The organism is Kribbella deserti (genome assembly GCF_042434725.1).
In the GTDB taxonomy this organism is placed as follows: domain Bacteria; phylum Actinomycetota; class Actinomycetes; order Propionibacteriales; family Kribbellaceae; genus Kribbella; species Kribbella deserti.
This window is the reverse complement of the sequence record NZ_JBHLTC010000028.1, coordinates 144,519-155,944: the sequence shown is the minus strand read 5'-3', so window position 1 is coordinate 155,944 and position 11,426 is coordinate 144,519. Positions and strand designations below refer to the sequence as shown.

At 68.3% G+C, this 11,426-nt stretch carries 13 protein-coding genes; 9 read left to right on the top strand and 4 right to left on the bottom strand.

Annotated features, from left to right (window positions below):
* Nucleotides 1-447, bottom strand: coding sequence for a metallopeptidase family protein (locus ACFFGN_RS21480; RefSeq protein WP_380050543.1), 447 nt, complete (start codon nt 445-447; stop codon nt 1-3).
* 31 nt (nt 448-478) lie between these two features.
* Between ACFFGN_RS21480 and ACFFGN_RS21475 the strand changes: the two genes are divergently transcribed.
* The 6 genes from ACFFGN_RS21475 to ACFFGN_RS21450 all read left to right on the top strand — a co-directional run bounded on the left by ACFFGN_RS21475 (nt 479) and on the right by ACFFGN_RS21450 (nt 5,862).
* Entirely contained in the window at nt 479-862 is a 384-nt protein-coding gene (locus tag ACFFGN_RS21475) for a DUF3499 domain-containing protein (protein ID WP_380050541.1), read from the top strand.
* 124 nt (nt 863-986) lie between these two features.
* Nucleotides 987-2,360 carry a phosphomannomutase/phosphoglucomutase gene (locus ACFFGN_RS21470; RefSeq protein WP_380050539.1) on the top strand — a complete coding sequence of 458 codons (1,374 nt, stop codon included), beginning with the start codon at nt 987-989 and terminating at the stop codon, nt 2,358-2,360.
* Between the two features lie 80 nt (nt 2,361-2,440).
* Nucleotides 2,441-2,623 (top strand): Trm112 family protein, encoded by a 183-nt coding sequence (locus ACFFGN_RS21465; RefSeq protein ID WP_380050537.1) that lies wholly within the window; start codon nt 2,441-2,443, stop codon nt 2,621-2,623.
* Complete coding sequence (locus ACFFGN_RS21460; RefSeq protein ID WP_380050535.1) at nt 2,620-3,699, top strand: SIS domain-containing protein; 1,080 nt, start codon at nt 2,620-2,622, stop codon at nt 3,697-3,699. The genes ACFFGN_RS21465 and ACFFGN_RS21460 overlap by 4 nt, the downstream gene beginning before the upstream one ends.
* The gene (gene manA / locus ACFFGN_RS21455; protein WP_380050533.1) at nt 3,696-4,859 is read left to right on the top strand and encodes a mannose-6-phosphate isomerase, class I; all 1,164 of its coding nucleotides are present in this window, start codon (nt 3,696-3,698) and stop codon (nt 4,857-4,859) included. Before ACFFGN_RS21460 ends, manA begins: the two co-directional genes overlap by 4 nt.
* 43 nt (nt 4,860-4,902) lie before the next feature.
* Complete coding sequence (locus tag ACFFGN_RS21450; protein ID WP_380050531.1) at nt 4,903-5,862, top strand: cation diffusion facilitator family transporter; 960 nt, start codon at nt 4,903-4,905, stop codon at nt 5,860-5,862.
* An 80-nt stretch (nt 5,863-5,942) separates the two neighbouring features.
* Here the strand turns inward: ACFFGN_RS21450 and ACFFGN_RS21445 are convergent, their stop codons facing one another.
* Nucleotides 5,943-6,305, bottom strand: a complete 363-nt coding sequence (locus ACFFGN_RS21445) for a MerR family transcriptional regulator (protein WP_380050529.1) — start codon at nt 6,303-6,305, stop codon at nt 5,943-5,945.
* 116 nt (nt 6,306-6,421) lie between these two features.
* On the opposite strand from ACFFGN_RS21445, the gene ahcY reads away from it, so the two are divergent.
* Entirely contained in the window at nt 6,422-7,858 is a 1,437-nt protein-coding gene (gene ahcY, locus ACFFGN_RS21440) for an adenosylhomocysteinase (protein WP_380050527.1), read from the top strand.
* 65 nt (nt 7,859-7,923) lie between these two features.
* Here ahcY and ACFFGN_RS21435 read toward each other — a convergent pair whose 3' ends face one another.
* Both ACFFGN_RS21435 and ACFFGN_RS21430 read right to left on the bottom strand, forming a co-directional pair.
* Entirely contained in the window at nt 7,924-8,679 is a 756-nt protein-coding gene (locus ACFFGN_RS21435) for a class I SAM-dependent methyltransferase (protein WP_380050525.1), read from the bottom strand.
* 10 nt (nt 8,680-8,689) lie between these two features.
* Nucleotides 8,690-9,508, bottom strand: coding sequence for an RDD family protein (locus ACFFGN_RS21430; protein ID WP_380050523.1), 819 nt, complete (start codon nt 9,506-9,508; stop codon nt 8,690-8,692).
* A gap of 93 nt (nt 9,509-9,601) precedes the next feature.
* Here ACFFGN_RS21430 and ACFFGN_RS21425 point away from each other — a divergent pair, with 93 nt between their 5' ends.
* Together ACFFGN_RS21425 and ACFFGN_RS21420 are read left to right on the top strand one after the other, a co-directional pair.
* On the top strand, nt 9,602-10,600 hold the full coding sequence (locus tag ACFFGN_RS21425; RefSeq protein ID WP_380050521.1) for a stage II sporulation protein M: 999 nt from the start codon (nt 9,602-9,604) through the stop codon (nt 10,598-10,600).
* Between the two features lie 54 nt (nt 10,601-10,654).
* A complete protein-coding gene (locus tag ACFFGN_RS21420; protein ID WP_380050519.1) occupies nt 10,655-11,410 on the top strand; it encodes a DUF1206 domain-containing protein in 756 nt (251 codons plus the stop codon).
* Nucleotides 11,411-11,426 lie beyond the last annotated feature (16 nt).

Below are 11,426 nucleotides of genomic sequence, written 5' to 3'. Positions count from 1 at the left end.
TTAGTCGTCGTCGGGGTCGAAGTCGGGGTCTATTTGTTCGGGGGAGAGGGCTAGGACGTCGGCTAGTTCTAGAACTAGTGCTGAGCGGACGAGCCAGGTTAGGCCGCTGCCGGAGCGTTCGGCTCTTAGTTCGATGGGGCGGCGGTAGACGACGATTCGGTAGGGTTCGTGGGAGGTTCCGCCGCTGGAGTGGGTGAGGGGGATCTCGCCCTCGTGGCCTTCCAGGTTCGGGACGTCCTCGATGGCGAACTCGACCCGGGTGACGACTTGCGGCAAACGCTTTTCCAGCCGGGTGACCTCGATCGCGACCACCTCGTCGAACTGGGCCGCGGCGGAGCGTTGCAAGGGCAGACCGCGCGGCGCGAAGGTGCTCGGACGGCTGAGCGGTCCGAGCATGCCACGGCCGTGGCGGTCGATGTGCCTGCGATGACGGCGAGCCTCGGTCACGTCCGAAGCCTAGTGGGAGTAGCGTCACCTCGTGAGCATCGCCAGGATTTGTTCGCGCGCCGCCTGCCATCGTCCGGCCGTGTCGACGCTCACCTATGTCTATGCCGACCAGACCTGCGTGCTGGGTCCGCTGGCGACGTATGCGGAGCCGCACTGCTACGACCTGTGTGCGGACCACGCCGACCGGTTGACCGCGCCGAACGGCTGGGAGGTGATCCGGCTGGCTCCGGATCCCGCCGCGGCCGGTCCGTCGCATGACGATCTCGAGGCGTTGGCCGACGCTGTGCGGGAGGCAGCCCGGCCGGCACCGCCGCGCGATCCGGGCCGCGATCTGCCGGGCGCGCCGGTCGAGGTCGCCCGCCGCAAGCACCTGCGCATGCTGCAGGACCCCGGCACGTCCGCGGCGCCGGACTGAACCACCCGACTAAGCTGGCCGCCAGTGGTCGAGCCAGTAAATCGAGCCAGGAATTGAACCGGTATTCGACCCGGTTGACGGAGCTATGGGCGGTCTTGTCGGTCGGCCAGGATAGGGTCCCCGCATGGTTGACGTAGCTGCGATCTTCAAGGCGTACGACGTTCGCGGGGTGGTTCCGGACCAGCTGGACGAGTCGGTCGCGCGGGCCACCGGGACGGCGTTCGTCGAGGTTCTCGACGTGCTGGCCAACGGCGGCGCCGTGGTGGTCGGCTACGACATGCGCCCGTCCAGCCCGGCTCTCGCGCAGGCGTTCGCCGAGGGCGTGGCCGCTACCGGAGCCGACGTGATCCTGATCGGCCTGGCCTCCACCGACCAGCTGTACTTCGCCTCCGGGCGGCTCGGACTGCCCGGCGCGATGTTCACCGCCAGCCACAACCCCGCGCAGTACAACGGCATCAAGCTGTGCCGCGCGGGTGCCGCTCCGGTCGGCGCCGAGTCGGGCCTGCGGGATATCGCCGACCTGGTCGCCAAGGCCCTCGCGGAGGACGCGCCCGCCCGCCCGATCACTGGCTCGATCACCAAGCAGAACCTGCTCCCGGCGTATGCGGATCACCTCAACGACCTGGTCGACCTGAGCAAGTGCCGTCCGCTTCAGGTGGCGGTCGACGCCGGCAACGGCATGGGCGGTCACACCGTGCCTGCCGTTTTCGCGGGTCTGCCGATCGAGATCGTGCCGATGTACTTCGAGCTGGACGGCAGCTTTCCCAATCACGAGGCCAACCCGCTCGACCCGAAGAACCTGGTCGACCTGCAGGCGAAGGTGGTCGAGGTCGGTGCCGATCTGGGCCTCGCCTTCGACGGCGACGCGGACCGCTGCTTTGTCATCGACGAGTTGGGTGCGCCCATCTCACCGAGCGCCGTCACCGGGCTGGTCGCCGTTCGCGAGCTGGCCAAGCACCCCGGTTCGGCCGTGATCCACAACCTGATCACCTCCAAGGCGGTGCCCGAGCTGATCGCGGAGCACGGCGGCCGCCCGATCCGCGCCCGCGTCGGCCACTCGAACATCAAGCAGTTGATGGCCGAGACGGACGCGGTCTTCGGCGGCGAGCATTCCGCGCACTACTACTTCCGCGACTTCTGGCGTGCCGATACCGGCATGCTCGCCGCGCTGCACGTGCTGGCCGCGCTCGGCGAGCAGGACCAGCCCGCGAGCGAGCTGTTCCGCGAGTTCGAGCGCTACGTCGCCTCCGGGGAGATCAACTCCACGGTCGCCGACCAGGCCGCGGCGGTCGCCGAGATCGAGCGGTTGTACGGCGGCCGCGAGGGTGTCACCGTCGATCACCTGGACGGGCTCACCATCGACGGTGGCGACTGGTGGTTCAATGTCCGGGCCTCCAACACCGAGCCGTTGCTGCGGCTGAACGTCGAGGCCGCGGATGTCGCGATGATGGTGGCGCTGCGCGACGAGGTGCTCGCCGTGATCCGCAGACCGGCCTGAACGGCGGGCCGGAACCGACCGGGTGACCGGCTTGCCTGGCCGGCGAGCGGGCTCAACGCTGGAATCAACAAGGAGAACCGATGGCTGTGAATCTGGATCCCGATCTGCTCAGCATCCTGGTCTGTCCGAAGTGCCGTTCGGAGTTCCGGGTCGACGAGACGGCCAGTGAGCTCGTCTGCACGAACTCGGAGTGCGCGCTGGCCTACCCGGTCCGCGACGACATCCCGGTACTGCTGATCGACGAGGCCCGACCGACCAGATGACCGCCTTCGACGACACCCGCCTGGACGATCCCGTCGCGCTGGCCGCGGCGGATGACCTGCTGCGCCGTCTCGCCAGTGCCGGTGCCCGCATCCGCGCCGAGATCGACGCCTCGGCCGCGGCCCTGGCCATGCTCGACTCCGACGGCTTCCGCCCCCGCGCGGTGGTCGCCGCCGGCCGGGACGCGCGACTGGTCCGGGCCGTGCTGGAGCCGGTTTGTCCCGTGCCGTTCGTGGCCTGGCCTGGTCCCGGTCTGCCCGGCTGGGCCGGACCGCTCGACCTCGTCGTCGTGCTCGGCGGCATGAAGGCCGATTCCGGTTCGGTTTCCGCCGCCTCCGAGGCGGTCCGGCGCGGCTGCGGCCTGATGGTGGCCTGCCCGGAGGAGTCGCCCATCGCGGTGGCCTCGGCCGGTTCGCGGCATGCCATCCGGCTGCCCTCGCAGTCAGACGATCAACTCGCGTCCGCCATCGCCGTACTGCAGGCCTTGCACCAGCTCGAGCTGGGCCCTGCCGTCGAGGCGGATGCCGTCGCCAAGACGCTGGACGATGTCGCCGTCTCCTGCTCGCCGAACCGCGATGTCGCGGTCAACCCGGCCAAGGACCTCGCGTTGATGCTCGCCGACCGGATGCCGCTGGTCTGGGGTGGCACCGTGCTCGCCGCCCGTGCGGCCCGCCGGGTCGTCGAGGCGCTCCGGCTGGCATCGGGTCGTCCGGCTCTCGCCGCGGATGCGGGTCACCTGCTGCCCGTGCTGGCGAACCAGCCGCCGCGCGACTTGTTCGCTGACCCGTTCGACGAGGCCCCGGAGAACCTGCGCCCCGGCCTGGTCATTCTCGACGACGGCGCGGGCGATGACCTGGTCAAGGCCACTCGCCGTCAGCTGGAGGAGACGGCCGAGCGGCATGACGTGCGCGTCCAGGTGGTCACTCAGGACAACGGCTCGGACGTCGCGCGCTACGCGGCCCTGATGCAGTCCGGGCGGTACGGCGCTGCCTACCTCGGTCTCGGTCTCGCCCGCTACGGCATGCCCGGTACCGGCACGACCGGTTCGCTCAACCCGGCGGAGGACCCTGCGTGGTGAGCCTGCTGCAGAACTCCGTGCGCGATTACGCATGGGGTTCCACGACGGCGATTCCGTCGCTGCTGGGCGTCGAAACGGATGGGCGCCCGCAGGCCGAGCTGTGGATGGGCGCGCATGAGTCGGCGCCGTCCGTGCTGGCCGACGGTGGCTCGCTGTACGACGCGGTGACGGCTGATCCCGTCGCGGTGCTGGGACCGGAGGTGGCCGAGCGGTTCGAGCGCCGGTTCCCTTTCCTGGCGAAGATCCTGGCCGCGGCGCAGCCGTTGTCGATCCAGGCCCACCCGTCGCCCGAGCAGGCGGTGGAGGGGTTCGCCCGGGAGGACGCGGACGGCGTACCGCGGGACGCACCCGAGCGGAACTACCGCGACGCCTGGCCGAAGCCCGAGATCCTGGTGGCGCTGGGCCCGTTCGACGCGCTGGTGGGTTTTCGTCCGCCGGCGCAGACCGTCGCGTTGATCGAGGCCCTCGCCGTACCGGCACTGGACTTTCTCGCCGCGGCGCTTCGCGACAATCGCCTGGCCGAGGTTTTCGCCGAGGTGATGAGCATGGACCGCGACGCGATCCGCCCGCTCGTCCTGGCCCTCGGCGAAGCCTGCAGCAAGTACGCCGGCACCACCTTCGAGCTGGAGGTGGAGTCGCTCGATCGGCTCGCGCAGGACTTCCCGGACGACCCGGGCGTGCTCGCGGCGCTGCTGCTGAACCGGGTCCGGCTGGCGCGGTTCGAGTCGGTCTACCTACCGGCCGGCAACGTGCACGCCTACCTGTCCGGAACGGGCTTCGAGGTGATGGCCAACTCGGACAACGTGTTGCGCGGCGGTCTGACCCGCAAGCACATCGATGTGGCGGAGCTGGTCTCGGTTGTCGACTTCACGCCGCTGGAGGATCCGGTCCTGCGCGGTAGCTCCGACGGCGGCCCGGTCACGACGTACCAGACCGGGTGTGAGTACTTCACCGTGCGCCGGGTCGATCTGACCGGCGACGAGGTGACGGTCGATGCCGTCGGCCCGCGAATCGTGGCCTGTCTGGACGGTCAGATCGAGCTCGGTACCGACGCGGAGCCGTTGCCCCTGGCCCCTGGTTCGTCGGCGTTCGTCGCAGGACCCGAAGGACCCTGTAGGTTACGGGGGGCCGGTACGGCCTTCGTGGTCTCCGTGACCTGAACACTTCTAGTTCCTTCTCCCCTGAAAGTCGAGGAATTCTCAGATGGCTGGTGGCGGTACCAAGGCGGTCGTCGCGGCACTGCTGGCGAACACCGGAATCGCGATCACCAAGTTCGGGGCCTGGGCCCTGACCGGATCCGCGTCCATGCTGGCGGAGTCGATCCACTCGGTCGCCGACGCCGGTAACCAGGCGCTGCTGCTGCTCGGTGGCAAGCGGGCCAAGCGCGAGGCGACCGAACTGCACCAGTTCGGTTATGGCCGGGAACGCTATGTCTACTCGTTCATCGTCGCCATCGTGCTGTTCAGCGTCGGTGGTCTGTTCGCGTTGTACGAGGGTTATCACAAGGTGTCGCACCCGGAGTCGATCACCGCGTGGAAGTGGGTGCCGGTCGCGGTGCTCGTGGTGGCCATCATTTTGGAGACGCTCTCGTTCCGCACGGCCATCGTGGAGACGAACAAGGTCCGCAACGGCGCGACCTGGGGCAAGTTCATTCGCAACGCCCGGTCGCCCGAGCTGCCGGTGATCCTGCTGGAGGACTTCGCCGCCCTCACCGGTCTGGTGCTCGCGCTGATCGGTGTCGTGCTGTCGCTGGCGACCGGCAACGGCATCTACGACGGCCTCGGCTCGATGGCGATCGGCGCGCTGCTGGTCGTGGTCGCGGTCTTCCTGGCGATCGAGATGAAGTCGCTGCTGATCGGTGAATCCGCCACCAAGGACGCGCAGCGCCGCATTGCCGGTGCGATTGAGGCGATCACCGGCGTCGACCGCATCATCCACCTGAAGACGCTGCACGTCGGTCCGGAGGAGGTGCTGGTCGCGGTGAAGCTCGCCGTGGCCGAAACCGCCGACGCCAAGGTCGTCGCCGACACCATCAACGCCGTCGAGCGCGCGATCCGCGAGGCCGAGCCGACCTCGGTGCACATCTACGTCGAGCCCGACATCTACGTGCCCGGCTACCAGCGCGAAGAACGTCCCGCCATCCCGGACGCCCCTTCGCACTGATCTCCAGCTCTACCGCTTTACCTCACGAGTGGTCGCGTGCACACGCGACCACTCGTGGCATGTGTGGGTGCGGCCGCCGGTCAGCGGGGGCGTTGGCGGGGTGGGGGGAGTACGCCGCTGCGGCCGAGCCAGTGCAGGGCGCGTTCGCGGTCGATGTCCGACGGCGTGGGCGGGGTGCTGAGCCGGCCCGTGCGGTAGCCGAGATTGCGCAGGTCCGCCGCGACCGACGGCTCGGCCAGGACTCGTAGCGCGAAGGCCAGCGCGGCGGGCGTGACGTCGTACCGCTGCTCGAGTTCGAGGGCGAGCCGGACCGCGGCGAGATCGCGGGCGTCGTACCGGCGCTGGGCGGTGGAGCGGCTCGCCGGCAACAGGCCGAGCGCTTCGCGGTACCGCAACATCCGCGGGGTGGTGCCGAGTTTCGAGGCAGCCTCGGAGATCCGCATCTCGCTATCTTGACATTTTCCTGTCAGGAATCGAACCCGGCCGTCCAGTGCGGGGCCGATCACCTCTAGGCTCATAGCCGAACAGCCCACCACATCCTTCAGGGAGCGGTTACCAGATGACGTTCGACTACAAGGTGGCAGACCTCGGCCTCGCCGAGTTCGGTCGCAAGGAGATCCGGCTCGCGGAGCACGAGATGCCGGGTCTGATGGCGATGCGCGCGCAGTACGGCGAGAGCAAGCCGCTGGCCGGCGCGAAGATCATGGGCTCGCTGCACATGACCATCCAGACCGCCGTGCTGATCGAGACGCTGACCGCCCTCGGGGCCGAGGTGCGCTGGGTCTCCTGCAACATCTTCTCCACCCAGGACCACGCCGCCGCGGCGGTGGTGGTCGGCCCGGACGGTACGGCGGACGAGCCCAAGGGTGTGCCGGTTTTCGCCTGGAAGGGCGAGACGCTGGAGGAGTACTGGTGGTGCACCGAGCAGGCGCTGGTGTGGCCCGGTGGTGACGGCCCGAACATGATCCTGGACGACGGCGGCGACGCCACCATGCTCGTGCACAAGGGCACCGAGTTCGAGAAGGCCGGTGCCGTACCGGACCCGAAGACCGCGGAGTCCGAGGAGTACGGCGTCGTGCTGTCGGTGCTGACCCGCACCCTGGCCGAGGATCCGCAGCGCTGGACCACCATCGGCCGCAACATTCTCGGCGTCACCGAGGAGACCACTACCGGCGTGCACCGGCTGTACGAGATGCACAAGGCCGGTGCGCTGCTCTTCCCGGCGATCAACGTCAACGATTCGGTCACCAAGTCGAAATTCGACAACAAGTACGGCTGCCGCCACTCGCTGATCGACGGCATCAACCGCGCCACCGACGTGCTGATCGGTGGCAAGGTCGCGGTCGTGTGCGGTTACGGCGACGTCGGTAAGGGCTGTGCGGAGTCGCTGCGCGGCCAGGGCGCCCGGGTCATCGTCACCGAGATCGACCCGATCTGCGCGCTGCAGGCCGCGATGGACGGCTACCAGGTCACCACGATCGAGGACGTCGTCGGCATCGCCGACATCTTCATCACCACGACCGGCAACAAGGACGTCATCACCGCCGACCACATGGCGCAGATGAAGCACCAGGCCATCGTCGGCAACATCGGTCACTTCGACAACGAGATCGACATGGCCGGTCTGTACAAGACCGAGGGCGTGGAGCGGGTCACGATCAAGCCGCAGGTGGACGAGTTCCGCTTCCCCGACGGCCACACCGTGATCATCCTGTCCGAGGGCCGGCTGCTGAACCTCGGCAACGCGACCGGCCACCCGTCGTTCGTGATGTCGAACTCGTTCACCAACCAGGTGCTGGCGCAGATCGAGCTGTTCACGAAGACCGCGCAGTACCCGACCGACGTCTACGTGCTGCCCAAGCACCTGGACGAGATGGTCGCCCGGCTGCACCTCGACGCGCTCGGCGTGAAGCTGACCGAGCTCAGCAAGGAGCAGGCCGAGTACCTCGGTATTCCGGTCGAGGGCCCGTACAAGTCGGACGCTTACCGCTACTGAGTTACCGCAAGCTGATTCAACGCTGAGGCGCCCCGGTTCACTCCGAGCCGGGGCGCCTCAGCGTTTCAGCGGATGGCGGCGAGCAGGTGTTTGTCGGCGACCTGGCCGAGTACGGCGACCTCGGCGAATCCCGCCTTCTGCAAGGCCTCCACCGAGTCCCGGAGGGTGATCTCACGCCCTTGGCGACGCTGACCGAAGGCGGCCTCGCGCCGCTCGAGCAGTTCGGCAAAGGCTGGTTCGGCCCGGGCCGCGTCCCACCACGAGGCCCAGTCCTCGACACCCGAGGCGTGCGAGCTCTCCCAGATCTCGTTGCGCAGCCGTACGGCGACGGCGTCCAGCCGCGGCACCTCGGTCGGCCCCAGCCGCATCGTGTCCGCGTTGAGGAACACCCCGCCCGGCCTGATCCGCCTCGCCAGGTCTCGCGCGACCTCACCCAGTCGATCGGCCTCCAGCCAGTGCAAGGCCGTCGCGGACAGTACGGCGTCCACCAGCCCGTCACCCAGTACGGCGTCCCAGCCGTTCTCGCGCAGGTCCGTCGCCTCGAACCGCGCGCCCGTCACCGTCTGGCGGGCGATCTCGAGCAGGAACGGGTCGAGGTCGACACCGACGACCTTCGCCGCGGGCCACCGCCGCAACGAACGGGCCGAGATCGAACCCGGCCCGCAGGCGAGATCCACCAGCCGTGCGGGTGGACCCGTGATCTGCTCGACCACGTCCAGCATGGTGGCGAACTGCTCTTCGCGGTCGGGCAGATAGCCGGCCTGCTGGTCGTCCCAACGGGTCAGCCAGGCTTGCCAATCGACGTTCTCCTGATGCGACATAGTCGCAAGACTACTGCGGTGGTCCGTACGCCGATCGCTGGCCGAACGGGCTCGGCGGCTGAGCGTAGAACCGGCGCTGGGACTCGAGCCGGATCAAGTCGCGCCGACGGCGTTCGGCCAGTACGGCGGACAGGAAGGCCGGTGCCGAAATGGCCGTCGGGGGATTCGGTGCGGTGACCTCGCTGACCCGGAACGCCAGGGCGTTGCCGAGCGTCTCCCGCGCGACCGGCTCCAGCTCGGTGTAGCGGGCGAGGAACTCCCGGGAGGTGTTCGCGAGGTCGTCGCTGAGCCGGGAAAGCTCGAGCGACTGCGCCCAGGCGACCAGGTGGCCCGGTACGAACAGCGGCGGCGACGGGATCGGTTGCTGCCGCTCCCGGATCACCACGGTGCCGGCCACCATGTCACCGAAGCGCTTGCCCTGTTTGTTCATCACGCTCGCGACAATGCCCGGGCAGCAGCCGAACCAGGGCGCGAAGTCGACGAACAGCCACATCAGGGACCGGACGAAGGCCTGCCGGAACCGGATCGAGCTGCCGTCATCGCGAACCACCCGCAGACCGAGCGCCATCTTTCCGAGCGTTTTGCCCCGGGTCAGCGTCTCCATCAGCGTCGGGTAGCCGACCATGACCAGCAAGACGACGAAGAAGATCGTGGCGGCGGCCAGCGCCGGGTTGGTGCCGGTGATCAGCCAGATCAGCAGCACGGCCAGGAGCAGGCCGAGCGTCACCAGTTGCAGGCAGACGTCGATGGCGGTTGCGAGTGACCTGGTGGGCATCCGGGCGAGCCGGACCTGGAGGACGACCGCTTCCCCCGTGACAAGCTGCGACATCCGTTTCCCCTCCAAGTGCGACACCCGCGTTGGATAGTCTGCCAGCGTCGGGAGCCACCCGGCGGATGCGCTGGGGCTACGAAGGAGTGACGTGTGGACGTCGAGGCGTTCGTATCGGTCCACCAGCCGCAGTGGGACCGCTTGGCCCAGCTGGTCCGAGCTCAGCGCAAACTGACCGGCGCGGAGGCCGACGAGCTCGTTTCGCTCTACCAGCGCGTCGGGACGCACCTGTCGGCTTTACGTGCTGCAGGGGCTGATCCCGTCACGATCGGCCGGTTGTCCGGTGTGATCGCTGACGCGCGTGGAGCCGTCACTGGCGTGCAAGCACCGGTCTGGCGGGATATCGCGCGCTACTTCCTAGTGGGCTTTCCTGCCGCCCTGTACGCCTCCAGACGCTGGTGGCTGTCTATCGGCCTAGCGTTCTACCTGGTGGCCGCCTGGATCGCCTGGCGGGTCATCACCATGCCGGAGGTGCTGAGCTCCGTCGCGACGCCCGCGCAGATCCAGCGGATCGTGGACGAGGACTTCGCCAACTACTACTCGGAGCACCCGGCCCGGGACTTCGCCCTACGCGTCTGGACCAACAACGCCACCCTTGCGGCGGCCGCACTGGCTCTAGGCATCCTGATCATCCCGACGGTGCTCCTGCTCTGGCAGAACGCAGTAAGCCTCGGAACGATGGCGGGCATCATGATCGGGCATGACAAGTCCGACGTGTTCTTCGGCCTCATCACCCCGCACGGGCTCTTGGAGTTGACCGCCGTCTTCGTAGCGGGTGCGGCCGGTCTACGCCTTGGCTGGGCCTGGGTAGCGCCAGGAGCACGAACACGCATGCAGGCACTCGCCCAAACCGGTAGAGCTACTGTCGGGATGGCGATCGGCCTAGCCGTCGTACTGCTCATTAGCGGGGTGATCGAGGCCATGGTCACACCCGCACCCATACCGACTTGGCTCCGCGTAGGCATCGGCGTACTGGCTGAGATCGGATTCCTGGTCTACGTGTGGACTTTGGGCCGTCGCGCCGTTCTGGCCGGGGAGTACGGCGACATCGAGGCTGTCGATCGCGAGGCCTCCGCGCCGGTCTCAGCTTGATCCAAGACTCGCTTGGGCTTGCCTGTCGGTCCCGCTTCGAGGATCGTCCGAAGGATGAAGTCCGTCCAGCAAGCTCGTAGTTCCTCTGTCTACCGTGCCGCCGTCACGGTCGGCCTGATCGCGTACGGCGTCGTGCACATCCTGATCGCCTGGATTGCCCTGCAAGTGGCCTGGGGTGGTAGCGGCGAGGAAGCCTCCCAGCAGGGCGCGATGCGCGAGATGGCCAGTACGCCGTTGGGTAGTGGCCTGCTCTGGGTGGTGGCGATCGGCCTGTTCGCGCTCGTCATCTGGCAAGGCTTCGAACTGGTCCTCGGCGAACGCAAGGCCTCCGCCGCCGGGCGGATCGTCGTCTACCTGGCACTTGGTATCAGCGCGGCCAAGGTGGCGATGGGCTCGGGTGGTTCCGGTGAGGCCGGGCAGAAGTCGATGACCGCGCGCTTGATGGCCGAGACGCCCGGTCGCATCCTGGTCGTCGTCATCGGCCTGGTGGTCATCGCGGTTGCCGCCCGCCACTTCTACAAGGCCTACACGAAGAAGTTCACCGAGGACCTGACCGGAGGAGTCTCCGACGGCACGGTCATGCTCGGCCAGGCCGGGTACGGCGCCAAGGGTGCGGCGCTGCTGATCGTGGGCGGTCTCATCGCCTGGGCCGCGATCAGCTCCGAGCCGGCCAAGGCGGGTGGTCTCGACACCGCCCTGCGCACCGTGAAGGAGCAACCCTTCGGCACGGCACTGCTGACGCTGATGGCCCTCGGGATCGCGTGCTTCGGTGTCTACTGCTTCGTCTGGTCCCGCAACGCCAAGACGTAAGGCCCAAAGGCAAAGC

Coding starts and splice junctions, on each gene's coding strand:
- ahcY (WP_380050527.1), top strand. CDS start 6,422: ATGACGTTCGACTACAAGGTGGCAGACCTCGGCCTCGCCGAGTTCGGT.
- ACFFGN_RS21445 (WP_380050529.1), bottom strand. CDS start 6,305: ATGCGGATCTCCGAGGCTGCCTCGAAACTCGGCACCACCCCGCGGATG.
- ACFFGN_RS21435 (WP_380050525.1), bottom strand. CDS start 8,679: ATGTCGCATCAGGAGAACGTCGATTGGCAAGCCTGGCTGACCCGTTGG.
- ACFFGN_RS21460 (WP_380050535.1), top strand. CDS start 2,620: ATGACCGCCTTCGACGACACCCGCCTGGACGATCCCGTCGCGCTGGCC.
- ACFFGN_RS21465 (WP_380050537.1), top strand. CDS start 2,441: ATGGCTGTGAATCTGGATCCCGATCTGCTCAGCATCCTGGTCTGTCCG.
- ACFFGN_RS21470 (WP_380050539.1), top strand. CDS start 987: ATGGTTGACGTAGCTGCGATCTTCAAGGCGTACGACGTTCGCGGGGTG.
- ACFFGN_RS21420 (WP_380050519.1), top strand. CDS start 10,655: ATGAAGTCCGTCCAGCAAGCTCGTAGTTCCTCTGTCTACCGTGCCGCC.
- ACFFGN_RS21450 (WP_380050531.1), top strand. CDS start 4,903: ATGGCTGGTGGCGGTACCAAGGCGGTCGTCGCGGCACTGCTGGCGAAC.
- ACFFGN_RS21430 (WP_380050523.1), bottom strand. CDS start 9,508: ATGTCGCAGCTTGTCACGGGGGAAGCGGTCGTCCTCCAGGTCCGGCTC.